The organism is Bacillus salacetis, assembly GCF_003581585.1.
In the GTDB taxonomy this organism is placed as follows: Bacteria; Bacillota; Bacilli; order Bacillales; family Bacillaceae_B; genus Rossellomorea; species Rossellomorea salacetis.
This window is the reverse complement of sequence record NZ_QXIR01000004.1, coordinates 61,950-85,348: the sequence shown is the minus strand read 5'-3', so window position 1 is coordinate 85,348 and position 23,399 is coordinate 61,950. Positions and strand designations below refer to the sequence as shown.

Annotated in this window: 23 protein-coding genes, 2 other RNA genes and 1 pseudogene; 11 read left to right on the top strand and 15 right to left on the bottom strand. The window is 43.3% G+C overall.

All coding sequences use genetic code 11. The annotated features are described in order from the left end of the window. Positions 1 to 73: 73 nt before the first annotated feature. The 4 genes and pseudogenes from D3H55_RS25455 to D3H55_RS04640 form a co-directional block, all read right to left on the bottom strand. Positions 74 to 460, bottom strand: a pseudogene (locus D3H55_RS25455) (PAS domain-containing protein); the annotation flags it as partial. Positions 461 to 606: 146 nt separating this feature from the next. Beyond that, positions 607 to 825, bottom strand: coding sequence for a hypothetical protein (locus tag D3H55_RS04650; protein ID WP_119545749.1), 219 nt, complete (start codon positions 823 to 825; stop codon positions 607 to 609). A gap of 19 nt (positions 826 to 844) precedes the next feature. Further along, positions 845 to 1,699, bottom strand: a complete 855-nt coding sequence (locus D3H55_RS04645) for a nucleotidyltransferase domain-containing protein (RefSeq protein ID WP_119545748.1) — start codon at positions 1,697 to 1,699, stop codon at positions 845 to 847. Position 1,700: 1 nt separating this feature from the next. Then, complete coding sequence (locus D3H55_RS04640; RefSeq protein ID WP_168412966.1) at positions 1,701 to 2,246, bottom strand: GNAT family N-acetyltransferase; 546 nt, start codon at positions 2,244 to 2,246, stop codon at positions 1,701 to 1,703. Between the two features lie 165 nt (positions 2,247 to 2,411). Between D3H55_RS04640 and D3H55_RS04635 the strand changes: the two genes are divergently transcribed. Beyond that, positions 2,412 to 3,647 (top strand): MFS transporter, encoded by a 1,236-nt coding sequence (locus tag D3H55_RS04635; protein WP_119545746.1) that lies wholly within the window; start codon positions 2,412 to 2,414, stop codon positions 3,645 to 3,647. Between the two features lie 201 nt (positions 3,648 to 3,848). Here D3H55_RS04635 and D3H55_RS04630 read toward each other — a convergent pair whose 3' ends face one another. From D3H55_RS04630 to D3H55_RS04615, 4 genes are all read right to left on the bottom strand, one after another. Further along, positions 3,849 to 5,450: an ABC transporter permease gene (locus tag D3H55_RS04630; RefSeq protein WP_119545745.1), complete on the bottom strand. Its 1,602-nt coding sequence runs from the start codon at positions 5,448 to 5,450 to the stop codon at positions 3,849 to 3,851. Continuing rightward, positions 5,450 to 6,367 carry an ABC transporter ATP-binding protein gene (locus D3H55_RS04625; RefSeq protein WP_119545744.1) on the bottom strand — a complete coding sequence of 306 codons (918 nt, stop codon included), beginning with the start codon at positions 6,365 to 6,367 and terminating at the stop codon, positions 5,450 to 5,452. The genes D3H55_RS04630 and D3H55_RS04625 overlap by 1 nt, the downstream gene beginning before the upstream one ends. A 243-nt stretch (positions 6,368 to 6,610) precedes the next feature. After that, on the bottom strand, positions 6,611 to 7,234 hold the full coding sequence (locus tag D3H55_RS04620) for a TetR/AcrR family transcriptional regulator (protein ID WP_119545743.1): 624 nt from the start codon (positions 7,232 to 7,234) through the stop codon (positions 6,611 to 6,613). Between the two features lie 299 nt (positions 7,235 to 7,533). Then, positions 7,534 to 8,088 carry a DUF3231 family protein gene (locus D3H55_RS04615; protein WP_119545742.1) on the bottom strand — a complete coding sequence of 185 codons (555 nt, stop codon included), beginning with the start codon at positions 8,086 to 8,088 and terminating at the stop codon, positions 7,534 to 7,536. 124 nt (positions 8,089 to 8,212) lie between these two features. On the opposite strand from D3H55_RS04615, the gene D3H55_RS04610 reads away from it, so the two are divergent. Then, the gene (locus D3H55_RS04610) at positions 8,213 to 8,764 is read left to right on the top strand and encodes a DUF3231 family protein (protein WP_119545741.1); all 552 of its coding nucleotides are present in this window, start codon (positions 8,213 to 8,215) and stop codon (positions 8,762 to 8,764) included. Between the two features lie 92 nt (positions 8,765 to 8,856). After that, positions 8,857 to 9,582, top strand: a complete 726-nt coding sequence (locus tag D3H55_RS04605) for a ZIP family metal transporter (RefSeq protein ID WP_119545740.1) — start codon at positions 8,857 to 8,859, stop codon at positions 9,580 to 9,582. A 262-nt stretch (positions 9,583 to 9,844) separates the two neighbouring features. On the opposite strand, the gene D3H55_RS24025 is transcribed toward D3H55_RS04605, so the two are convergent. Both D3H55_RS24025 and D3H55_RS04600 read right to left on the bottom strand, forming a co-directional pair. Next, the gene (locus tag D3H55_RS24025) at positions 9,845 to 10,021 is read right to left on the bottom strand and encodes a hypothetical protein (RefSeq protein ID WP_168412965.1); all 177 of its coding nucleotides are present in this window, start codon (positions 10,019 to 10,021) and stop codon (positions 9,845 to 9,847) included. Positions 10,022 to 10,186: 165 nt separating this feature from the next. Beyond that, positions 10,187 to 10,762: a histidine phosphatase family protein gene (locus tag D3H55_RS04600; protein WP_119545739.1), complete on the bottom strand. Its 576-nt coding sequence runs from the start codon at positions 10,760 to 10,762 to the stop codon at positions 10,187 to 10,189. A gap of 292 nt (positions 10,763 to 11,054) precedes the next feature. Between D3H55_RS04600 and D3H55_RS04595 the strand changes: the two genes are divergently transcribed. Further along, positions 11,055 to 11,855: a CsxC family protein gene (locus D3H55_RS04595; protein ID WP_119545738.1), complete on the top strand. Its 801-nt coding sequence runs from the start codon at positions 11,055 to 11,057 to the stop codon at positions 11,853 to 11,855. Positions 11,856 to 11,891: 36 nt separating this feature from the next. Here the strand turns inward: D3H55_RS04595 and D3H55_RS04590 are convergent, their stop codons facing one another. The 3 genes from D3H55_RS04590 to D3H55_RS04575 form a co-directional block, all read right to left on the bottom strand. Continuing rightward, on the bottom strand, positions 11,892 to 12,944 hold the full coding sequence (locus D3H55_RS04590) for a hypothetical protein (RefSeq protein ID WP_119545737.1): 1,053 nt from the start codon (positions 12,942 to 12,944) through the stop codon (positions 11,892 to 11,894). Positions 12,945 to 13,291: 347 nt separating this feature from the next. Beyond that, the gene (locus D3H55_RS04585; RefSeq protein ID WP_119545736.1) at positions 13,292 to 14,056 is read right to left on the bottom strand and encodes a CsxC family protein; all 765 of its coding nucleotides are present in this window, start codon (positions 14,054 to 14,056) and stop codon (positions 13,292 to 13,294) included. Positions 14,057 to 14,757: 701 nt separating this feature from the next. Then, positions 14,758 to 15,540, bottom strand: coding sequence for a CsxC family protein (locus tag D3H55_RS04575; protein WP_119545734.1), 783 nt, complete (start codon positions 15,538 to 15,540; stop codon positions 14,758 to 14,760). A gap of 195 nt (positions 15,541 to 15,735) precedes the next feature. On the opposite strand from D3H55_RS04575, the gene D3H55_RS04570 reads away from it, so the two are divergent. The 3 genes from D3H55_RS04570 (at position 15,736) to D3H55_RS04560 (ending at position 18,226) form a co-directional block, all read left to right on the top strand. Beyond that, entirely contained in the window at positions 15,736 to 16,929 is a 1,194-nt protein-coding gene (locus tag D3H55_RS04570; RefSeq protein WP_119545733.1) for a ParM/StbA family protein, read from the top strand. A 4-nt stretch (positions 16,930 to 16,933) separates the two neighbouring features. After that, positions 16,934 to 17,302: a hypothetical protein gene (locus D3H55_RS04565; RefSeq protein WP_119545732.1), complete on the top strand. Its 369-nt coding sequence runs from the start codon at positions 16,934 to 16,936 to the stop codon at positions 17,300 to 17,302. A gap of 195 nt (positions 17,303 to 17,497) precedes the next feature. Continuing rightward, complete coding sequence (locus D3H55_RS04560; protein ID WP_119545731.1) at positions 17,498 to 18,226, top strand: SGNH/GDSL hydrolase family protein; 729 nt, start codon at positions 17,498 to 17,500, stop codon at positions 18,224 to 18,226. A 226-nt stretch (positions 18,227 to 18,452) separates the two neighbouring features. Here D3H55_RS04560 and ssrS (D3H55_RS04555) read toward each other — a convergent pair. Then, a non-coding RNA gene (ssrS, locus tag D3H55_RS04555) (6S RNA) lies at positions 18,453 to 18,640 on the bottom strand. A gap of 154 nt (positions 18,641 to 18,794) precedes the next feature. After that, positions 18,795 to 18,982: non-coding RNA, 6S RNA (gene ssrS / locus D3H55_RS04550), on the bottom strand. Positions 18,983 to 19,407: 425 nt separating this feature from the next. Between ssrS (D3H55_RS04550) and D3H55_RS04545 the strand changes: the two genes are divergently transcribed. The 4 genes from D3H55_RS04545 to phnE all read left to right on the top strand — a co-directional run bounded on the left by D3H55_RS04545 (position 19,408) and on the right by phnE (position 23,392). Further along, complete coding sequence (locus D3H55_RS04545) at positions 19,408 to 20,442, top strand: glycosyltransferase (protein WP_119545730.1); 1,035 nt, start codon at positions 19,408 to 19,410, stop codon at positions 20,440 to 20,442. A gap of 6 nt (positions 20,443 to 20,448) precedes the next feature. Continuing rightward, entirely contained in the window at positions 20,449 to 21,498 is a 1,050-nt protein-coding gene (gene selD / locus D3H55_RS04540; protein ID WP_119545729.1) for a selenide, water dikinase SelD, read from the top strand. Between the two features lie 209 nt (positions 21,499 to 21,707). Then, positions 21,708 to 22,625 carry a phosphate/phosphite/phosphonate ABC transporter substrate-binding protein gene (gene phnD / locus D3H55_RS04535; RefSeq protein WP_119545728.1) on the top strand — a complete coding sequence of 306 codons (918 nt, stop codon included), beginning with the start codon at positions 21,708 to 21,710 and terminating at the stop codon, positions 22,623 to 22,625. A gap of 11 nt (positions 22,626 to 22,636) precedes the next feature. Continuing rightward, positions 22,637 to 23,392, top strand: a complete 756-nt coding sequence (gene phnE / locus D3H55_RS04530) for a phosphonate ABC transporter, permease protein PhnE (RefSeq protein ID WP_119545727.1) — start codon at positions 22,637 to 22,639, stop codon at positions 23,390 to 23,392. Positions 23,393 to 23,399: the final 7 nt, after the last annotated feature.

The following is a 23,399-nucleotide window of genomic DNA, read 5'->3' as shown; positions in this document are numbered from 1 at the left end:
CGGAACGGCTGTTCAGCTGCTGAGACATGTCTTTCAAATGATCGGCCATCTTAACGATCTGATTCTGCCTTCCGGTGATGTTGGTAGCGACTTTCGAGACACCGATCACTTCACTTCCATCATCAGAAAAGACCGGCATATAAGTGGCCTCCAGCCATAACCGGTTTCCGTGTGCATCGATCCGCTCAATTTTCCCCTGATAGCTGTTGCCAGCAAACAGATTTGCCCAAAACGCTTCATATTCAGGACTGTTTGCAAATGATGGAAAACAAAATTTCTTATGGTGCATACCCTGCATATCCCTCGAATGGTATCCCATAGAACTGGCAAACAATTCATTCACATAGGCTACACGGCGATTAACGTCAAACCGGATGATGGCCAAATGTTTTTCTATAGCATTGACGACTAAATCGTCGGTGACAGAATGCACGTTATGTTCCTTTACTAACCCGTTCATTAAAGACCCCCAATTGTCATAATTTCTTTGCAATTCTAATTTTTGTCTGCTTCTTTTCACAGTACCTTATACCCAGGACTTATTCAACTTTGAATGCGCTTCAGTATGTTGCTCAATTGCTACTTGCGAAGTTAAAAGAGATATGATCATCCAATAAAACTAAACCGGAAAGCCACGATTCCCCGGTTTAGTTTAACGTTACTCTTCTTTCCTCCAACAAGCTTTCGGAACTCTCCATTGGTGATTAATTCCCATTCGAAGGACTGCACCACTTCTTTTATCACTTCAATTGCAGTTGAATTGACATTATCAATGTACATCACAGCCAGATTCCGATACGGCCCGTATAACAGTTGAGCGTTCAAAGTCCGGATTTCATCCGAACTAACGGGTCTGCAGCGGCATATGCTTTAACTTGGATGGGTTGTACTCTTTCAGCCACCTGTCTGCCTCTTGAATCATCCAGCTTCCAAAGCCTTCTTTCAAAAAAGAGATGATTTTAAGCGGGTCGCCGGAAGGGTTAACAGCTAACTCCAAAGCATTCAGCATCTCTTTTTCCTTTTCAGGATAGTGGGTGGAAAAAAGCATAAATGCAGGATAAAGGTCCCTTGTATATGTTCTTTCATGGTTCATCACCAGTGCCATTCCACCGCGGATGAAGATTTTCATGATCCACATACAGCAATCTTTGATATCTTCTGTGTCTTCATTTCCCTCCAGATCCTCCAGTGCGATTTCTATTTGCATCCTCAGATTGACAATGTGTTCGTTTGCCAGTTTCTCATCTGCTTTATACTGTGGAAGTTTTTCCTGAAGGTTTTCCCCATACAAAAGAATGCTATAGGTCTTGATCATGAATGGAATAATATGAAAATGGGAGGTTGTACATACTTCTTTTAAGGAATTAAACCCTACCTCTATCCCATTGATATATGGGTACTCTTTTCCCATTTTTTCTACCGTGCCCATCAGCCTTTCACGGCAGGTTTTATCTGCAGAATCGTTTTCCACGACCAGGAGGTCTATATCTGATACGCCCTCAATTCCCAGCCCTCTTGGAAGTGACCCTCTTAAATAGATGCTATGTATTTCTTTGGAGAAATCCTTCTTTATTGCACCTGTAATCTTCCTGATGGGAGATTGATAATTTCGATTCACTTTCTCCCAGCTGGATTCATTGATGATGTATCCTTCTCTATCCAATTTTGCTGCACTTCCTATGTTTTTAATCCTGGTCATTTCATTCCTCCTCGAGATTCAGGCCATAGATGATCTGCAGATCACCTTCACTGATTACCGGTGAATTATTTTGGAGCATCTCCCAGCCTCTGTTTTGATAAAATTCGATTGCCGCCTTGTTTTCTATTCCTGTGGTCAACAAAGCTGTTCGATGTGGCTGATTTCCGATTAATTTGTCCAGTAAATTCCCCGCAATCCCCTTTCTGCGAAAAAGAGGGTTTACAGCAACTTCAACGACTTCAAAGCAACTTATAAGCCATACAACCTCCTGTTCTTTTGTTAACTGAGCTTGAATCTTTTCCCGGTAATATTGGCCGGGCACGCTTGTATAACCGTAGGCAAATCCCGCAATGCTCCCATCTCCATCAACTGCCTTGAATCCCCTAAAGCCGGGATAGTCTGTATGCTTTGATAAATTCACTGCTGTCTCATCAACATCTTGTTTGGAGAAGCTCTCCCCGATGAATGTTAAACAATATGATTCTGCAAGTCTGTCAATTTCACGGTCACTTTTATCCAAAGGCTTAATTGCAATATCAGAATCCAAAATTTTTAATCTTCCTCCTTCAAGACCTTCTAATTTATACAACTATTTTAGCAGTTTTCGAAATTATTGACAGTTTGATGAAAACGCTTACTGAATGATATCCTTTCGAAAATATTTAAGATATGATGGAAATATTAGGAGAATTTCAGCGGGGAGGAAGTCGATATGTCCAATTTGGAGATTATCAAGAACAAGAATTTTGTAATGTATTGGCTTGGTTACCTTTTTTCCGCGCTTGGTGATGCTGTTTTCATTCTCAGTGTCTCCTGGTTGATTGTGGACATGACAGGTTCCGGGGTGATTATGGGGACGTTTCTATTATTTGCAGGAGTCCCGCGTGTTATGTTCATGCTGATCGGCGGTATCGCAGTAGATCGGTTTTCTTCCCGTAAAGTGATGCTGTGGTCAGATATTCTCCGGTCAATCGTTCTTTTTACCTTTGCTGCAGCTTCTATGACAGGTAGTACATCACTTCTGTTAATTTACGCACTTGGGGCTGTATTTGGAACGGTTGATGCCTTTTATTGGCCGGCAGTCACAGCAATTCGCCAGCGGATTGTTCATAGGGAGCAATACACACAGTCAAATTCTATTTTAACAGGAACCTGGCAGGCCGCTGCTATTGCCGGACCTCTTTTTGGCGGCATCATGATCAATTTGTTAAGCTTCCCGATCAGTTTTATGATTAATGCCCTTAGCTTCCTGATTTCAGCAGCCACTCTTTTCTATATAAAACTCCTGCCGGAATCTCAGGAGCTTCTGCGTGAAAATCAGACGGTGATTGGGGAAGTCCGGGAAGGGGCAAGGTTTGTTTTCGGCCACCCTCTGTTGATTGTCATCATAGTGACGGCTGTATTCGGGAATATGGCTATGAGTACCATCCTTGTCGGTCTCCCCTTCCTGGCAAAGGATTTCAGTGCCGGTGCCCAGGGGCTCAGCCAAATGCAGGCCGGCCTTGGAGCTGGGGGAATAGCCGCTTCTGTCTTATTGTCCGCCTTCATCGTTATTAAAAAGCCAAAACCGCGTGCTAAGATGGCCGTCTTATTTGTTCAGGGTTGTATGATTTTCTTAATAGGTTTCACACAGAATCATTGGCAGGCCGCCTTCCTGGTAGCTTTGATCGGTGCTGCCGGAGCCACTCTCGGTGTGCTGGAACAGAGCCTTTCCCAAACCATTATACCGCACCACATGATGGGCAGGGTGTACAGCATCATCCTGATTGCTGCCCAGGGCATGACGCCGGCAGCACAAGCAGTCAATGGCTTGCTGATCGATGCAGTCGGAGTGCATGATATCTTTTTCTACGGAGGTGTGCTGGGAATGCTTTCAGGGTTGATCGGTTTCTTCATTCCTGCCGTTGTTAATTATCATGTTCCAGCCGAAAAGCCGGTAAGTGCCTAGTACATAGAAAAGCTGCCTGAATTGGGCAGCTTTTTAGAGTTACATGTACAGTGAATGCTTCAATTTCAAGTTGAGTCTTGTACCGGCATTGGTGTGCCCATTCTTTTTTTACCGTTGGCGGAATGAATTGTGTGCACGTCGCCCGCCTGCACACCCCGATAAAAAAGGCTCATCACCCCTTCAAGGAGATGAGCCTTTGATTCAACCGTAAATATCGCGGCGTGTATAACCTGCAGCACCAGCAGCCATTATGGCAAAAGCGATACAGGTAAGTATGCTTATCTTAAGGAAATTCATCTCTTCAATCGGCAATTCAGGGATATGGGCAAAAGGTGAAAGATTGCCTACCCATTCATCGAACTGAAACATGCCTCCCAGGTATACAACAAAGAATGAATATCCCAGATAAAGCCATGCAAGCCCTGTAAAATTTGGAAGGAAACCGACAAGCAGGACACCAAGCGCTACAAGCACCCATATGGCAGGCAGATACACCACCCCTGCTTTAAGAAAAGCGGCAAAAGGAATGCCATCCTCCATCACCGAAACCGCTGCTGCCCCAAGTCCGATTGCTGCCACAAACTGCATTACTGCAGAAATGATGAGTGCGAGAACCAGATAGCTTCCGAGGAGGCGGGGTCTTGATACAGCACGCGCAAGGAGATGCTCCGTGCGGTTGGCTTTTTCTTCTCCTTTCAGCTTAAAAATGACCATAAGTGCAGGTACCGTGCTGATCATTGCAATGATCGACATGATTTTCGCGGTGAACTGTTCTGTCAGTGAGAATCCTTCGGCTTCAGGGAGCAGCTGCTGCATCATATCTATTTCACTGAAGAAAGACTCCAGATCACCAAATATCGAACCATAAGATGCGCCAATCAGCAGCATTCCGACAGCCCATGAGATCATCCCCGTCCGTTGAAGCCTGACAGCAAGGCCAAATGGACTTTGCAAAAGATTTGACGCGTGTTTCCTGCCTGGCCTTGAAGGCAGAAAACCGGATCCCATATCCCTGATGGCGTTCAGATAAAAAGAGAGCCCGATCAACAGCAGTGCAGCAGCTCCTGTCATAGCGACCGGCCACCAGTAATTGTTGACATATACCTCAGAGCCGAGGACCCAGCCGAGCGGGGAAACCCATGAAAGGGCGTCATTGCTCACATCTCCAACTGCCCTGACAAGGTAAGCGGCCCCTAATAAAGTAAAAGAAAGACCGACCGTCCCTCTTGATGACTCAGACAACTGCGCAAATACAGCTGTGGACCCTGCAAAGAAAAGGCCAGTAACACCAAGAGCCGAACCATAAAGCAGGGATCCATTCAAATCCATGCTTTCAATTCCCATAGCGAATAATCCCAGCCCGGTCAGTAAACCGAGAATCACATTTGTGATAACCAGCGACAGCATTGCTGCACTAAGATTCGCCAGTCTGCCGGCAGGGAGTGCACGTATCATTTCAAACCGGCCATCCTCTTCCTCAGCCCGCGTATGGCGTGCGGTCAGGAGGATGCTCATGATGGCAGCAATTATCGCTGTGAACAGAAGCATCTCGTGAGCAAACATTGCTCCATAGGTGTAGTCGTCAATTCCATAACCTTTTCCAAGCATTGCCGTCATGGCCGGATTCTTCATGGTCTCTGCGATCGCCTGCCTGCTTTCTTGTGTAGGATACAATCCTTCAAAAGCACCTGCCGTAATCACCGATAAAATAGCCAGAGAAATAATCCATACAGGTATGCGGATCTTGTCCTGACGCAGGATGAACCCCAGGAGCATCCCCGTTTTATTCAATAATGAGTTCATCAGGATACACCCCCGGCTTTACTTTTCGTCCCTTTCCCTCCTGAATCATAATGACGCATGAATAAATCTTCCAGTGTCGGAGGGGCACTTTCAATTCTCTTGATTCCAAAACCGCTGACATAACGGACCACTCCATCCAGGTCTTCGGAATCCACTTGAAAGGAAACTTCACTGCCCTTCCTCTTGATATCGTGGACCCCTTTCATTTCATCAAGGGTGTCAATCGGCTTAGTTGTCTCCAACAGCAAATGAGTCCTGGTTAAATGACGGAGATCATTCAATGTACCGGTTTCAATGATTTTTCCATCCCGTATGATCCCTACCCTGTCACAAAGCTTTTCAACTTCTGATAGGATATGGCTTGATAACAGGACGCTTTTGCCTTCCCTTTTCACTTCTGCAACACATTCCTGAAACACATGCTCCATTAATGGATCAAGGCCAGAAGTCGGTTCATCGAGGATAAATAAATCTGCATTTGAAGCAAATGCTGCAATGAGAGCAACTTTCTGTCGATTTCCCTTTGAATAGGTCCTGCACTTTTTAGAGGGATCGAGTTTGAACATCTCAATAAGATTTTCTCGTTTTCCCTTGCTGGAAGATCCTCTCAATTTCATGAAGAGATCGATCACTTCGCCTCCAGTCAAATTCGGCCAGAGGTTTACATCACCTGGAACGTAAGCAATCCGCTTATGGATTTCGACTGCATCCTTCCAGGCATCAAGGCCGAATATGGAGGCGTCTCCCTTTGTTGCCTTCAATGCGCCGAGCAGAACGCGGATGGTTGTTGATTTACCGGCTCCATTGGGACCGATGAACCCATATACCTCCCCTTGATTCACCTCAATGTCCACACCATTTAAAGCTGTGAATTTCCCGAAAGACTTCGTTAATTGATTTGTTTTTAAAACAGCCATACCCCATTCCTCCTCTTTGGAAGTCTACCGTCATTTTAATGTTGATCTCCTTCTTAGCATAGCCGCTGAATAACAAACCGGCTTATTTATAAACAGTTTTTGTTTTTGCATGAATTGCTGTTTCTGAAAGTTCCCGGAACCTTAATTTTTCCATGGGTTCGAGAAGACCAATACAGCGCTTTTTCTTGATAGTTTCATTTGAATGAAGATCATTTTTCATTAGCAACAATACTAGGAACAGACCTACTTATAAAAGGCACTCTTTAACACTTCCAGATAATCTTCCATTTCCGATAAGGTATCATCGATATTGACCTCTTTTATTCCCATAGCTTTCACCTTTGCCTGCATTCTATTGGCGAACCCTTCCAGGGACCATGTAATGATTTCCTTTGCCTTCTCGACGTCCACTCCCTCCTTGAATTTACTCGAATCGATATCTTCCATCATTTCCTTATAATTATTGCTGAGGAACTCGCTTTTGCGCTTCTCCAGTTCCTGGCTGATTTCCGTATCTTCTTCAAAGAAAATTCCAGTGAAGAAGGTAAACACTTGCGGATATTGATGGAACATTTCTATTTTAACCGCTGCAAGTTCACGGTTTCTTTCGAAGATGTCCCTTATCTCCCAGTTGACTTCCCTTTTCATCTTATCGATTAAAATCTGTACAAAATGATCATAAAGGAAAAGATATAAGTCCTTTTTGTTTTTGAAATAGTGAAACAATGCACCCTTTGAAATCCCTGCCCCTTTCACTATTTCGTTGGTAGAAGCATTCTTATATCCTTTTTGGGCAAATTCATTCAGTGCTGAATTTAATATTCTGTCTTGTTTTTCCTGATCAAGGCTAAAGAATTTATCATCCATTTTCACACCTCCATTGAGTACAAATTCACTCTTTGACCACATGGGTCAATATTATCTTACAACGATTGACCAGTTTGGTCAATAGGATGTTTTGTCAAAAAATAAGACTCTTATTCCAAACTCTTCTGTAATTGAAAATATACCGGTATAGCAGGGTGAAATGAGCTGCTCTTCTTCTCAGGGAATAAATCATTGAAATACAGGTAAAAGTCCGCTCTTGGAATTTATCCGTAGGCAGCTATTTTTGGTATTCAGACAAAAATAAAAACAACCCGGGAAGTGAGTTGTTTCTGATTGAACTATTCTGCCGGCTTCCCGGGGGGATAATAATATGGCGGCACCTTCAGCCACCCTCGTTTCCGCATGAGGGTTTTGAGAGTTGTTCCGAAATTCGTCCATTCAGTATAAAAACCAAACCACATCAGTCCAATGTCATTCCTCACTGAGTCTGCCTGCCCTTTGGCACAAGATGTCATGCATGTCACGAGCTTAAAGGCGATACCATTGGTTATTTCATCATCAGTCAATTTCACTCCCAGCGGAATGGAGTTTGGGTCTGACTCAGGCTTAGCTGAAGATACATCAGGAAGTGGGATTCCTTCTTTTTTCATGAACTTGGTCAATTGATCGACCTGTGATTCACAAAGGCGGACAACATCCGTCAACATTTCCTTTACTTCATCATCCGTTGTCGTGTTCAGCCCCACTTCTTCGTAACGGATGAATTCCTCCATCAATGTAATATAGGTCCAGCAGTCCCCTGCCTCCACAATGTGCAGTGGAGCTTTTGGTTCATTTGTATTATCGATTGCGGTTTTAAATGTATTCCAAACCGACTCTAATGTATTTGCCATTCTGGACACCTCCTGCCCTCGTATTATTCCTCTTTTACTGCAAATAATGTATTTCCTGCCTATCCTTTTTCAAGTATGTTATCAGGCCAGAGTGGTAAAAATGAAAGGAACAGGAGGGTTTGTGATGACGAATATTTTTTCAGCTATAAAAGATTATTTGCAAATGAAAATAGATAGTGAACCAAAGAACCCTCTCCATGTAGGGGAAGTGATGAGCTGCTGGATGTACCTGGCACTGATGGATGAAGCGACTGTTTATATTCAGATTGGCTTGAATACTACCAATGATGATGACGTGCGAAAGATCTTGAACGAGAGCATGAAACAATGCGATGTGCAGGGCCAGCGCTTTAAGGATTTTATGAAAACCGAGGGAGTGCATCTTCCTCCTACGAGTGAACAACGCCCCAATTCTGATCCTGACGGGGTTCCGCTTGGTGTTAAAATGACAGATGATGAAATCATGAACGGCCTCAGCTTGAAAACCGCTGCTGCAGTTATGCAATGTGCTGCCGCTGCCAGTCAATCCATACGAAACGATGTAGGGTTGTTATTCCTGCATGCCATGCTTGAGAAAATGAAATTTGGGACAGAAGTCAAGGAATTGATGAGGAAAAGAGGCTGGATCAAAGTCCCGCCATATTACTATCCGCCAGGAATGCCTAAACAACAGTGAGTATTATAAGAAAAATCCTATCGGGTTTTTCTTTTTTATTTTTGGGGTTAAATAAGGGTATTGATTCAGCCAATCAGAGAGGAGGAGTTCTCATGTTTCAGGCTGCATTATGGGGCGGATTTGCAAGCTTGTCGCTGTTTATCGGCGCCATAGCGGGTATTTATCTGAGGATTCCCCGGAGAATTACCGCCTATATCATGGCGCTCGGGACTGGTCTCATCATTGGTTCCGCTACCTTCGATTTACTCAGTGAAGCGCAAGGAAAGGCAAACTTGATCTTGATCACTTCCATGTTTTTGCTTGGTGCCCTTGTTTTTACAGTCTTCGAAATAGTCATAAGCAGGAAAGGCGGAAATGAACGGAAGAGATCGAAGAAAAATCCTCATGGTCATGCCGGGTTGGCGATTTATTTTGGAACGTTGATGGATGCGATCCCGGAATCAATTATCATCGGAATCAGTTTTATTGGCAGCCAGCCGATTCAATGGGTATTTATTTTTTCCATTTTCATCAGTAATCTGCCGGAATCTTTGTCGAGTTCCATCGGGCTGCGAAAAGATGGTTATGGAGCAAGGAAAATTTTGTTCCTGTGGGGAAGTGTCGTTGTTTTATCATCTGTCAGTTCCATGCTGGGCTTCCTCTTTTTGCAGGGATCATCCGAAAGTGTAAGCTATCTGATTGGTGCGTTCGGAGCAGGAGGCTTATTGGCGATGGTCTCTTCCACCATGCTTCCGGAAGCATTTGAGCAAGGAGGACCGATTGTCGGTTTTGTCTCCTCCATGGGAATCATCCTTTCCTTTATCCTGACCAATCTGTAAGGTCCTGCATTTTAGGGATGTTCTCCTTATGTTGCTGATTTGTGGATATGAATTTGCGAAAACATCAGTATACATGGAAATGGGCTATGAACATGTAAAAGAAAAGACAGCCGGTTTCGGGTTACAACTCTTCATCACCGGTTACATAGAGGTGGGGTATTGCTTTAGGTATTCATTTCATACGGTGAAAAATACGGAGCCTTGTCAAAATAAAAGAGCCCGCTTGGCAAAGGGGGCTCTTTCCTTTTTGGGTGTTATGGGTTCAGCCGCCCATTTTCCTTCGGGTGACATTAGCTTTTTTAGCTTGCTGGCTCTTCATGCGCTGGTTTCCTGCTGGTCCATTGCTCTGCTGCTTGCCATTTCCTTGCGCTTGTTTCTTTCTTTCTAGCTGTTGTTTCATTGCTTCTTGCAAACTGATCTTTTTTTGGCTGTCTGCCATTGGACTTTTCTCCTTCATAAGACATGTATGTCTATGGTTTAGTGTATAAATCCATTATAAGGCATGGCCGGAAATAAAACATCAAAATTTTGTGGTGCTTCAGCACACTAGCGTAACAGGGGACAGTCCCCTGTTACTGTGCTCTAGCAGAGTGATAGCACTTTGCTATTCTATTGATAGATGGGAGGTCTGGTTGAATTCCTTGAGGTTCCATTTGTTTTCCTGGAAGTGAATGGTGTTGATGCAAGCATTGACCAGATGGGTTTCTCCGTACACGAATTGTTTTGGTGACAGATGTGCCAGCAGGATTCCGATTAATGCACCATGGGCTACCAAAAGAACGTTTTTGTCAGGGAATTTTTGTTGAATTTCCTCGATTCCTTTTAATGCCCGGGCCGCTACTTCCTGCCTGCTTTCCTGGCCGGGACTGCCGCCATCCGGGTACTTCTCCCTGCTTTCCGCAATCAGCATTCCTTCCGCTTCGCCAAAGTGCCTTTCAGCAAACTCCCCCATCACGGCCATTGGAAGATTCAACTTTTCATTGATGATTTCCGCTGTTCGTTTTGCCCTTTTCAGAGGTGAAGTAACAATGGCTTCCCAATCTCCACCTTTTAAATAATCGCGTGCCTGTCCTGCTTGTATCACTCCTGTTTGATTCAATTCAATGTCTGTTGTTCCCTGCAGCCTTCTCTCTTTATTCCAATCAGTCTGTCCATGGCGTACAATGCAGATTTTTGTCATGCTTCTCTCCCCCATTTCACTCAGTTTTCACCCTATTATCCTACCATACTTATAAATGGCCACTAATTATTGTGCTTACCAGGATTTATCTAGCAGACTCTTTTACACAGATTTGATCATTTATAAGATTCCTGAAGTTTTATTTTCCCTCAGCTGAAATAAGATTTTGAAAAAATAGATTCATCGTCAGGATGCCCGTCCACAATTTATGACAACTTCCACATATATTGATAGTAAGTGAACATCCTTTGCGATTGAACACTTTCTATACTTTTTAAAAAGGAGTGAAATTATGAGTGGAAAATACACCTTCCCAGGGCACAGTACGAAAAAGCATTGCAAGAAATCGAAAGTGAAGTCTGTTTCCTGTAAAGCAGAATCCTATAATGTCTCTGGCGGCACCTATGTACCTGTCATTCTTGCACACGTTAATCTCCAGACAGACATCGCTTCCCATGTTAAACTGCCTTCTTACGCAAAAGAGGTTAAATCCATCAAGAAAAATGTTTCCATTAAGCAGTGTGAGGTGCTGAAACATCCTGCTTCACGCAACAAAGCAAAAATATTTGTCAAAGGGACCATACACAAAAATATTCAGTATGTGGAATCCTGTAATGGATATTTAAGAGATTACAGTGTAGATGTACCATTCACTTGTATCGATGAAGTATATCTATCTCACGCGGACAGACAACTCGACAGTCAAAAGTCCACCCTGACCCATGAATACAAATACACATCCAAAAAAAAGCATGGGGCTGATGAATCAAAATTTGGTTCCTACACCTATGAGAATTTCAATGAACCGATTGAATGTGTTTTGAAGTCGGCGGACATCTTTGAAATTGACTTGACCAAGGACTATGACAAAATTGGCAGATTCATTAATCTGACTGAAAGAATGGATGTTAACCTATGGTTCATGCTTGTGCAGAATCAGGAACGCTATGAACACTGTGATGGTGACCATAATATTCCATGCTTGAAGGACCAAGAAAAAGAAGCTCTGGAAGAAGATGCACCTTTCAGGAAAAATCAGCAAAAATCTTTATTGGAACTGATACAGGAAAGAATTGATCAACTAAAGCTATAGAAAAGCAAATGGGTGTCTCTCTGAAGACACCCATTTTTATACCTGAATTAAAACCGTCTGTTCCTGGACAGCCTCTAAGGCAATCTTGATTGTGCCAAGAACTCCCAGCTCAGCCTTTTCGCGTTTTGAGTATGCAAGCTTGTCATGTGAAAGCATTTCATACGATTGAAGTTTTACAGTGGCAGGTGAAACCAACTTCTCCTCCCATACCCTGTGTGTGGAAACAGATATACCATTATCCGTTGAAAAATCATATTCACCGCTCCTGGTAAAAGGCAGCTCTGGCTCTGACAACCAATTGACTGAAACAGTTTTTTGTAGAGGTACATAAATTTTCACACTCTGTAAACTTCCACTTTGCTGTGAGTTGAATTCTATATCCGCACACAGGACTAGCTCAAGAAATATTTTATTTGATGGCAGGGGGATGCATCCTTTGAAATCATGGACCGACCATTCTATTTTCGTTATGGCAGTAAGAGGTATCAGCAGGGTAAAGCTGTCAAAGACATCTAATGTAAACTCGTCTTTCATAAGCAATACAGGGAGGTTAGCACAGATATACTTTGGAGAAGGCTCTATGTTTTCAGGATATACTGCTTCCTCCTCCTCCTCGACTGAAGGTTCCGATTCCTCAATGAGAGTCTGGTCTTCAGATTCTTCATGATGGAAATCCTGAGTCTCCTCTTCAATATCTTTTTGCAAATCTTCAGCGCCATGTTGTTCCATAAGCGCTCCTCTTTTTTCATAAATCAGTTCGTCATCATCTTCCGGGAGAGGGATGATTTCATCTTTTTTCTTCTTTGGCAGGAATTCCTCCAGGATTTCCACTGGCTCCGGTTCCCTCTTCTTCTTCCGTTCATTTGAAGTAATGGGCGGAGGCGGCAGGATCAATGGACCTCCAGTTTTCTTGGTCAGAACCTGTTGATCCTCCTCGTACTTTTCCGACTCTTCGCCGGGCTGACTGAAAAATGAACTTGGATAGGAATCCTTTCCGCTTCTTCTATTCCGTAGAGGTCCAATAGAAGGATCTTCTCTCCTGCTTCTTCTGTGGCTCAAGCGCTGGAACCTGTTCTCTCTGGCAGCCATTTTCTCACCTCCTTTATAATTTCCTGAGAACGCTTGATTTGATTTTTACCGGAAAGTTTTTTTAAGGTGAATGATCGACATACGTTTTGAAAGCTTTTAATTAAAAGCTGTTTTCGCATAAATTGTTGCTTTCGGAAAAATCCCACGTGCTCGATTTTTCCCCTGTATTCAGAGGTTTTTCTCTCGAAAAAGAACGAGCAGCTCTTTTCTTTCCTGCTTACAGGGTTTTTACGACGATTTACCAGGATATTAGTTGAAATTTATATTGAATAGCAACAAAGTTTACGTAATTAAAAAGGAATAGGGATTACACTATTATTTAGCATAACCCCGTTCATTGCCTTTTTTTAGTAGTGATCATCCTCTTTGCAATCATGGTGATGGTGATCATCATTAGTGGTGGATGCAACACGGATCTGCTGGTCCTGAATCACTTTCAGCGTGAAGTCAAGAACCATTTTTTCTTCGATTGTTTTAAAGACGCCTTCTGCTATCGGTGCGTCTTTTCCGATTTTCTTCCTATCGATCGCTTCATCCCACTCGATGATGCTGCTTGAAACGAGCTCACAGTATGGCAGTTCATTATAATATTGGGTGCTGGATTGGTGGAATTGTGATAGATCACTTGAAAGAAGTTCATCTTTTTCAGGGTAACCTGACGGCAGCGGCTGCGCCACGAAGAAATCAAATTCTTCTCTGGAATTCATTTTCGGCTGAACAGGGGCTGAAAGATAGTGTTTGATTTCTGTTACAACCTGGAATGGAATGTCAATTGTATAGGAATGCAAGTCTGATGCAATCGATTGATGTGTCGCATGCTCAATATCGCCTGATGGACTAGCGTATTGGATGTTCTTGCGGACAAATCCGCTCACAAACAATTTATTGGAAGGAAGAAGCAGTCGGCATTGCGTGATTTTCACACGTTTTTTCACATCTTTGATCTCCAATACAGGTTCAGGGAATGTAATTTTTGCCGTCATATCCGCTTGAAGTGCCAGTTCAGCAAGCACCACAGGAACTTTAGTCACCAGTTTTCCAATATTCACATTCGGTTGATGATGTTTCGGTTTACAGTAGCTTTCATTGTTCTCTTTGTATGATTCAGACATTAATAGTCCTCCTTAAAAATCAAGATAGTTCAATGTATGTTGTGCGTTCGTCTATGTATAGGCATGCGCCCATGGGCAAGTTGGAAATTTTTAGATGAATATCACGGGTGGGGCGGCTGCCGCAGACCGTGAATTCTTCGCTTCCATCCTTTAACGCCTGTTTTGGCCGGTCTTCAACTTTACTGGCAGCCTTCCCTTACTGAGTGTTATTTCTTTGTTGACCCTTATTCTTCTCTACACGCCTTTTCTCTTCTTACTGCTCACCGTTTTGGACTCTACAGCTCCTCTATACGTCCTTTTTCCTCTAACCGCTCACCGTTTTGGACTCTAGGACCCCTCTACACGCCTTTTCTCTTTATTCTGCTCTTCGTTTTGGCCTCTACAGCCCCTCTGTACGCCCTTTTTCCTCTAAACGCTCATTGTTTTGGACTCTAGGACCCCTCTATACGCCTTTTCCCCTCAATCCTCATACTGTTTTGGACTCTCCACCCCTTCTTTGCACCTTTCCCCTCACCCCCCACACTGTCCCGGACTCTAAGATCGATAGACACACCAGTCCGTGAATCGATTTAAACCCTAGTGAAACCCCTTGCTGCTCTGTTTCACAATAAATAATTCGAATTACATGCCCTTGCTCAACCACCATCACAAAAAAACACTACCCTCCAATTGAGGATAGTGTTCAATCTTCTTATTCACCTTTAAGCGTCATCGTCACCAGTTGTAATGTTAAGCTGCTGGTTCTGAAGGACTTTTACAGTAAATGTAACAATCATTTTTTCTACTACTTTGGTAAAGCAGCCTTCTCCTACCGGGCCATCATGGTAGCTGTGGCGATTTGTAGCTTCATCCCACTCAAGGATCGTGCTGGACAGCAGCTCACAGAATGGAAGCTGGTTGTAGAATTGAGTGCTGAACTGATGGAACTGGGAAATATCACTGGACAAGAACTGGTCTTTTTCAGGATATCCCCTGCCAAGGTCCTGCTCTCTGTAATAATCAAATTCGCTGCGAGTGTTAGATACAGGCAGCTGAACAGGAGCATCCAAAGGAATATTCGATACGCATTCGAATGGGACCCTTACTGTCAACGACTTGATGTCGGAAGCGACGCAATTGCCTTCTTTATTGTAAACAGGTGTTGCGTACTGAATATTTTTGCGGACAAACCCTTTGATGACAAGCGGGAATGTTCCGTTATCAGAAAATGCCGGCGCTGCAACTGGCGGTGTCAAAAGACGGCACTGAACAATTTCTACTCTTTTCTTGACATCTTTGATTTCCATTACTGGTTCAGGGAAATGGATGTCTGCTACAAGATTAGTGGTAATTTCCCTGACTGCAAGCTGCACAGGGACCCTGATCGTTCTAGTGACATCATCTGGAACGATTAACGTATCGCCTTCAACGTTTGCACATTCTCCAACGTTAGCTGATTTGTTTACTTCAACACAATCACGTTTAGGTTGATATTTATCACTCATTGTTTTTCCTCCTTATGTTTTCCTTCACTTCATCCTATGCATACAAGTCTATTAAGCTTGGTTATATGTATCAGGACAAGCGTGGATTTTTATGGAAAATACAAGGTTTGTTAGTGAAATCCACAAAAATCAACCCGTAGTACGTGCACCTGGGCACCACTTCCTCCATAGGATTCAAAGGAGGAGGAGATACTAATGAAATCGTCCAATTTTTTTGCCGTAGATATCGGAAACAGCTGGTATAAAGTGCTTGCCTCGGATAGCGGGCAGCTTTCGGAATATCAAATGCCGAATGCCATTGCATTATTTGATGAAGAATTCTATGAAATGCCCTATGATGAAGAAGATGTTGAATTGGAAGAGAATTTGATTGTAGAGGTTAGAAGTCCGGCTGTTATGAATAAGAGAGATATTTTTTACACCGGTAGATCTGCAGCCAGGCAAAGGAACGTCAGTCTTACATCAGTCAATAACCAAAAGGTTGATGAACTGCGTACTTACATTCTTTTGTTTTCCATCACAGCCTACCATGCGCTCTTAAACAATCAAGATGCAACTGATATAGTATATGAAATTGACCAACTGGCTGTCTCACTTCCTACCACCCAATATAAAGGTAAAAAGGAACTGCTGAAGGAACGGCTCCTCGGTACTCATACAGTAATCCTTCATAAGGTGCCGGGTGTGCCTGAACCAAAGGAAGTCTGTGTCAAGCTGAACATCAAGGATGTAATCGTAGGTGCTGAAGGTGCCTGTGCTTATCTTGGACTGACCAGGGACCAGGAAACCCTTGGCATCAAAGACGATGATCTTGTCAAAGATTCGGTTAAAGGGGTGCTGATCGGCGACCTAGGCGGTGATTCCGTCGATTTTGTTGGAATAAAAAACAATAAACCTGTAGCTTCTGTAGAGGGTGAGCACTTCGGAATCAATCAATTCCTGGACATCATCATCCAGAAGGTCAGTAAAAATGAATTGTATAAATTTGATTCACGATCAGAATTGGAAGAAAAGCTTGCTGCAGGCCCATCTGAATGGTATGTGGAGCCTTTTGCAGGTGTCCGCAAAGACATCAGTAAATACATCACTCCCCAATTGACCTCAATGGCTATCAAATACCTGGAACTGTTTGATAAGGTCAGGAGCAATTCGAATGAAATCAAAGGGGCATCACGCTATATCGCCGTCGGAGGCGCTGCCAAACTCGCTCAAAAACAAATTCATGAAGCAGCAGTAAAATGGAGTGAAAAAGGGCGTCCAATCAACCTCGACTTTCCTGAAAATCTTGAAAAGCTGAACGTTCTGGGTTTGATGGTCCTTGCTAAAATGAATCATTTGAAAAAACAACAACAAGAAGAGATGACTGATCTGGCAGCTACAAGAGGTTAATCATATGGGAGAAACATATACTGATTACGTCAATCGGGTGGCCATCACGATTCCGGATAACTATATCGACATCAAAACCGGCGACTCCCATGCCGTTTCAAAACTGATTCAGGAGCAGATTGAATATCATGCCCACAACCATACGCTGGTTCATCTTGTTTTCTCCGCACTAGACCAGTATTTCAAGCCCGCTGCAGCAAAAAGCGGCACAAACACCGAGATCATGCAGGAGCTGGAAGCCATCAAAGCTTTGCTTCAGCGGGGATATATTCCGGGAATTGCTGCCGCTGATCCAGCCCGGACCGTTCCTAAAAAGCCTAAAGCTTTGGATATCTCAGACCTGAACGACATACTGGAAGCCTTCGGGGGCTGACACCCTGGAGGTTTTTTATTGTGTCAGTCACTCATCATCTACATTCCAACAAGCATTAACTACACGGGTTCTTTGACAGGACCCTCTCCCCAGTATTTATATTGAATAGCAATAAAGTTTTTGTAAAAAAGCTCCTATAATAACCCTTAATTGGTATAATAAGGAAGTTGGTATCTATAAACGCTCCCATAATCGATGTTTAACCTTTTCATTTTAACGGTAGACATTAATGGAAAGGAGGAGATCCCTATTTCTGAAATCACAATCAACTGTATCGGGGACAGCCATGCAGAGGTTTTCAAATACATAGAAAAAGAAGGAATGCTTCCAGAAGCCGAATTAAAGGTAAACATTGTTCAAGGCGCAACCGCCCAGGGAATGGTGAACCCTAATTCCAGGACTAATGCGCTTCAAATTTTCAGGGAAGCTGTCAGCAGCGTTTCTTCTGAGGAATACCTGCTTTTCATGCTGGGTGAAGTAGACTGCGGATTCGTCATCTGGTACCGATCCGAAAAAAAAGATATTCCTGTTGATACACAACTTGAGAAATCATTGCAGAATTACTTTACCTTTATCGAAGATACGATGAAGCGGGGATACATGAACATAATTATGTGCACTTCTCATCTACCAACAATAAAGGATGGACAAAGCTTTGGCGAAATCGCAAATTTGCGGAAAGAGGTGGAAGCTTCTCAAAAAGAACGAACGCTGTTGACACAGAAATATAATGACTCCATCAGGACATTCTGCCGAAAGAACGGACTTCATCTTCTGGATATTGAAAAACAGACCCTGAATGAAAAGGAAAACTTAATAAAGGAACGATATCTTAATGACAATCCTGCAGACCATCACCTGGAGACTGGAAGGATTGCTCCCCTGTACGTGGAGAAATTGAAGGAAGCTCTTGAGTTGAAGTAAGAGTCAGCTATCGCAAGAATTGTCATTGTTGATTTGTTGATTTCCAAAAAAACCAAATACTAGAAATTTCATTTTCAAATTAGTGAAAGCAACTCTTTTCTATGTGTCATTCATAGTCTACAGGGATAAATCGTTTGAAATTATCATGGAATTGAGCATAGCTCACAGGAATACAAACAAAAAAACCGGTCCCCCATCAGGAACCGGTTTTTTGATTGGTGGTAGTATGTAGGCCGCATTTGCCGTAAATCGTCTAAGAAAGTTTTAAACCACCACTCCTCAAAGTGGGTGTTTGCAGAAACGTTCCTGTCTTCCGCAATCCATGGCGGCATGACATTCCAGCTTCGATATAAAACTCCCTATTACAGTTTAAAGGTTAAAACTTTATTATCATTACGTACAACGCAGCTTGTATTAATATAATACCTCACCACTTTCGGATTATCAACAACAGTTTTTTCCATAATTCCGTAATTACTGATTCGACAAAAACCGGGAAGTGACTGGCACCCGTTTCGAGTAAAAGGTAAAAACCAGTCCCGGATTGGAAACTGGTTTGTGAATGGTTATGTAGGCCGCGTTTGCCGTAAATCGTCTAAGAAAGTTTTAAACCACCACTCCTCAAAGTGGGTGTTTGCAGAAACGTTCCTGTCTTCCGCAATCCATGGCGGCGTGACATTCCGGCTTCGATATAAAACTCCCTATTACAGTTTAAAGGTTAAAACTTTATTATCATTACGTACAACGCAGCTTGTATTCGTATAGTATCTTATCCAATGAAGAATATCAAGAAAAAGGTTTTCATCCGGTTATCCTGAATGATTCTCCCCTTCTTCAAGAAAAAAATTTCCATTCTATAATCTTACCCTTTCGACAAACTAATACAATAACACGAAATCCGCACACGCCATTATTATATCGATATAATATCATCCTGTTTTTCGATCATAGGGTTTTCGACAATTTACGAGGTATGGCTGCCCGCCCTTATTTGGTATTTGGTTTCGACAATAGCCGCAATTGATGATCCTTATCTGATTCGACATAATTTACATTGTGACAGCCTTTACGGCAGGCAAAAAATGTGACAAAACGATATGCCGGGGCTATTCTAATAATATCTGATAGGAATACTTTAAATTCCTTCCCTGAGACTTACAACACGAAAAGGAGGTTGATGAATGAAGATTGTTCTTGCCTCTCCTGACTTCCACCAGCAGCGGGGTAATACTGTCACGGTTCAAAGGATTGCCAATGGACTTAAACAATCCGGGGCCGAAATCGAAATCGTCTCAATGACAGAGGGTTCCGTATCATACCCCCTGCCTGAAGCAGACTTGATACACGGTTTCCATGCATACAAGTTTTATTCTTTTATGAACAAACTGAAAGAAAGCAGGACCAGCAGGACCCCCTTTATCATCACAATGACCGGTACAGACTTGAACCATGATCTATTTGACAAGAATAAATGCGAGAAGGTTCGAAGCTGTCTGATTGAAGCTCATGCCATCACCGTTTTTGATCAAGATGCAAAAGATGCATTGGTTCAACAAATACAAGGAATAGAAACAAAGATCCATATCATACATCAAGGAACAAGCGATCTGAAGAATGCCAATACAAGAATCCACAAAGAGGAAGGCACTTTCCTGTTCGTCCTTCCGGCAGGAATCCGAAAAGTGAAAAACATACGGTTTGCAATACATGCCCTTGATAAGCTTCATGATCGGCATCAGCAGATCAGGCTCCTGCTTGTCGGTCCGGTGATTGAAGAAGAAGAGGGAAAACTAGTAAAAGAGCTGGCGGGAAAAAGACGGGACTGGGTCTCCTATATCGGCCAGCTGCCTCATGATGAAATGGGTGCGGTATACGAGCAGGCTGATGTTGTTTTGAATACTTCCCATTCGGAAGGCCAGCCTGCAGCCATCCTTGAAGCCATGGAAAACGGCATCCCTGTGATCGCTTCAGACAATAATGGAAACAGGAATATCGTAACACATGGAAAAACCGGGTTTGTGTACACTAATGAAAGCGAATTTCTTGATTATGCAGAAGCTTTGCTGAATAATAACGAATTGAGAAAAGAATTTGGCAGTTCAGCCAAATCTTACATACTCCATAACCATTCCAGGGAGTATGAGACCCATGCCCTTCTCTCGATTTACAGAAGGGTAATGGAAGATTTAAGTTTTCAATCCATTAATAAGGAGTGAGTTCATATGACAAAGAAAGAAATTTTCAAGCTGACGTCTCTGTCTTCAAAAGGCGGCTGAGGATGCAAAATCGGTCCTGAAGACCTGGCGCAGGTCCTGCGTCATTTACCCCGTTCTGTAGAAGACCCAAATTTACTTGTCGGCCTTGATACCTCGGACGATGCCGGTGTTTATAAGATCAATGATGAAACGGCTCTCGTCCAGACATTGGATTACTTCACTCCGATTGTGGACGACCCATATATGTTCGGCCAAATCGCCGCGGCCAATGCACTGAGTGATGTTTATGCCATGGGCGGCAAACCGATCACAGTCATGAATATTGTCGGCTTCCCTATTTCGACTCTTGATAAAAGCATCCTAGCCGATATTTTGTCAGGTGCCTCAGACAAAGTCCGGGAATCCGGGGCTGTCCTGGTCGGCGGCCATTCAATCGATGATCAGGAGCCAAAGTTCGGCTTATCGGTTACCGGGATCGTCCATCCTGAACGTGTCCGTTCAAATGCTGCGGCACAGCCGGGAGACAAACTGATCCTGACTAAACCGATTGGTGTCGGGATATTGACCACCGCAATTAAAAATGACAAGCTTCCTCAAAAGAATATTGATGAGGTCATGGATACGATGGCCGCCTTGAACAAAGACGCGGCAGAAGCCATGGATGCATTTCCTGTCAACGCATGTACAGATGTTACCGGTTTCGGGCTTCTGGGCCATGCCATGGAAATTGCTGAAGGAAGCAAAAACGGAATCACAATTGAAAAAGATGCAGTACCTGTTCTGGACAAGACAAGGGAACTGGCAGAACAAAATGTCATTCCAGGCGGTACACGCAAAAACCATAAATGGCTTGCAGGAAGGATTGATTACGGCGATACCGTAACGGAAATCGACCAGTTAATTCTATGTGATGCCATCACTTCCGGCGGGCTGCTCATTTCCGTACCGGAGGAACAAGCAGAAGCTCTGCTAAACGAGCTGAAAAAAAGAAACCTGAACTCTGCTGTCATCGGAAAAGTAACAGCTGAAAACCCGGGAAGGATAAGTGTAATATAAAAGGGCTCTTTACGGGTCCTTTTTATACAGGGCTGTTTTCGCATATATTTCTGCTTTCGTAAAAATTCCTGTAGCCGGATTTTTATGGTGATTTACCAGGATATTAGTTGAAACTTATATTGAATAGCAACAAAATTCACAAAAAGATCCCTACAACATTGACTGATTCCGGCCATTTATTTTGAAATACTATAAAAAGAGGTGCACTAATGAAAAAAAACATATTTCTTACTCTCTTACTATCCCTCTCCCTGCTGATCACAGCATGCGGCAGCGGTAACGGGAATTCAGGTGACAATAACTCAGAGGGCAGCAATGAAGCAGCTGGAGACGAAGAGTTCACCATAGGTGTCATCCCTGTTCAGACAGAAGGTGCCATGGAGGCGGCGATGGACAAGCTGCAAAGCATCCTGACTGATAAACTGGGAAGGGATGTCAAGGTCGAGGTTTATCCAGATTACAATGGCGTTGTTGAGGCAATGAACTATGACAAGATAGATATGGCGTATTTCGGTCCCCTTTCTTATGTCATCGCTCATGAAAAAAGCGGGGCTAAAGCCATCATCACCCAATTGATTGATGGAGAACCGTTCTACCATTCCTATATCATTACACATAAAGACAACCCGTGGAATTCCATTGAAGAATTGCTGGATGAAAGCAAAGAAGTGAACTTTGCCTTTGGTGACCCTAACTCAACATCAGGATCCCTGATACCGTCCATCGAGCTTCAGGATAGAGGAGTATATCAATCAGAAGATGAACATGAATTCAAGTCTGTCCGGTTTACAGGCTCACATGATGCAACAGCTCTTGCTGTCCAAAATAAACAAGTCGAAGCAGGAGCAATCGACAGTGCAATATTTAACCAGCTTATAGATTCCGGCAAGGTAGATGGTGACCAGATCAAAACGATATGGGAATCAGAGAAACTTTTCCAATATCCGTGGGCTGTTCACCAGGATACAGATGAAGAAACAATAGAATCCTTACAATCAGCATTCCTTGAGATCGAGGACCAGGAAGTCCTTGATGCCTTTGGTGCCACAGGCTTTACAGAGGCTTCCAACGAAGACTATGAAAGCATTAGGCAGGCAGCCCTGAAGCAGGGACTTATAGAAGAATAGAGTGATTCATCGTGTGGTTTAAAAAGAGGAGCTTTGTAACTTTTCTTATATTAGTCATCCTTGTCTACTTTAGTATGAAGCTGACGGAATTTGATTTATCCAAATTCAAGGACTTCCGAAATATGATCGACTTTCTATCGCAATGGTTTCCTATGGATTTTTCCCTTCTGCCAAGAATGGTACAGGATGGGCTTGAAACTTTGGCAATGGCGTTTCTCGGTAGCTTTTTCGGCCTCCTGATCGCCTTGCCGCTCAGTTTCATCTCAGCAAGGAATACTTCACCCTCCTCCCTCCTCTATCATTTTGCAAGGGTCGCGTTAAGTTTCGTCCGTTCCATTCCTGAAATTGTGATCGGCTTGATTCTTTTGACCGCACTGGGACTCGGACCATTTCCGGCGGTGATTGCGATCATGATCCATAATATCGGGGTGCTGGGAAAACTGGTCTCAGAGCTTATAGAAGCTTCAGATCCGGGACCTCAGGATGCGTTGAAGGCGGTTGGCGCCAAAAAATGGTTTGCCTCCTTTTTCAGCATCATCCCGCAAATTTGGCCCAATGTCCTTTCCCACTATTTTTACCGTTTTGAAGTAGCGATCAGGACGTCGCTGGTACTGGGTTTCATCGGCGGCGGCGGAATCGGCCAGCGGCTTTTCAATGATTTCAAAACATTTCAGTACTCGTCCGTTTCCCTTGATGTCCTGATCATTATGATCATGGTCATTGCAGTCGATTTCCTGGGAAGCTATATCCGGAATAAGGTCATATAGGAGGCAG

Excerpts from the sequence above, each read along its gene's own strand:
- D3H55_RS24025 (WP_168412965.1), bottom strand. The coding sequence starts at position 10,021 with ATGGCAGACAGCCAAAAAAAGATCAGTTTGCAAGAAGCAATGAAACAA.
- D3H55_RS04575 (WP_119545734.1), bottom strand. The coding sequence starts at position 15,540 with ATGAGTGATAAATATCAACCTAAACGTGATTGTGTTGAAGTAAACAAA.
- D3H55_RS04585 (WP_119545736.1), bottom strand. The coding sequence starts at position 14,056 with ATGTCTGAATCATACAAAGAGAACAATGAAAGCTACTGTAAACCGAAA.
- D3H55_RS04645 (WP_119545748.1), bottom strand. The coding sequence starts at position 1,699 with ATGACCAGGATTAAAAACATAGGAAGTGCAGCAAAATTGGATAGAGAA.
- D3H55_RS04570 (WP_119545733.1), top strand. The coding sequence starts at position 15,736 with ATGAAATCGTCCAATTTTTTTGCCGTAGATATCGGAAACAGCTGGTAT.
- phnD (WP_119545728.1), top strand. The coding sequence starts at position 21,708 with ATGAAAAAAAACATATTTCTTACTCTCTTACTATCCCTCTCCCTGCTG.
- D3H55_RS04545 (WP_119545730.1), top strand. The coding sequence starts at position 19,408 with ATGAAGATTGTTCTTGCCTCTCCTGACTTCCACCAGCAGCGGGGTAAT.
- D3H55_RS04625 (WP_119545744.1), bottom strand. The coding sequence starts at position 6,367 with ATGGCTGTTTTAAAAACAAATCAATTAACGAAGTCTTTCGGGAAATTC.
- D3H55_RS04565 (WP_119545732.1), top strand. The coding sequence starts at position 16,934 with ATGGGAGAAACATATACTGATTACGTCAATCGGGTGGCCATCACGATT.
- D3H55_RS04605 (WP_119545740.1), top strand. The coding sequence starts at position 8,857 with ATGTTTCAGGCTGCATTATGGGGCGGATTTGCAAGCTTGTCGCTGTTT.
- D3H55_RS04630 (WP_119545745.1), bottom strand. The coding sequence starts at position 5,450 with ATGAACTCATTATTGAATAAAACGGGGATGCTCCTGGGGTTCATCCTG.
- D3H55_RS04600 (WP_119545739.1), bottom strand. The coding sequence starts at position 10,762 with ATGACAAAAATCTGCATTGTACGCCATGGACAGACTGATTGGAATAAA.
- D3H55_RS04635 (WP_119545746.1), top strand. The coding sequence starts at position 2,412 with ATGTCCAATTTGGAGATTATCAAGAACAAGAATTTTGTAATGTATTGG.
- D3H55_RS04620 (WP_119545743.1), bottom strand. The coding sequence starts at position 7,234 with ATGGATGATAAATTCTTTAGCCTTGATCAGGAAAAACAAGACAGAATA.
- D3H55_RS04610 (WP_119545741.1), top strand. The coding sequence starts at position 8,213 with ATGACGAATATTTTTTCAGCTATAAAAGATTATTTGCAAATGAAAATA.
- D3H55_RS04595 (WP_119545738.1), top strand. The coding sequence starts at position 11,055 with ATGAGTGGAAAATACACCTTCCCAGGGCACAGTACGAAAAAGCATTGC.
- D3H55_RS04615 (WP_119545742.1), bottom strand. The coding sequence starts at position 8,088 with ATGGCAAATACATTAGAGTCGGTTTGGAATACATTTAAAACCGCAATC.
- D3H55_RS04590 (WP_119545737.1), bottom strand. The coding sequence starts at position 12,944 with ATGGCTGCCAGAGAGAACAGGTTCCAGCGCTTGAGCCACAGAAGAAGC.
- D3H55_RS04560 (WP_119545731.1), top strand. The coding sequence starts at position 17,498 with ATGTTTAACCTTTTCATTTTAACGGTAGACATTAATGGAAAGGAGGAG.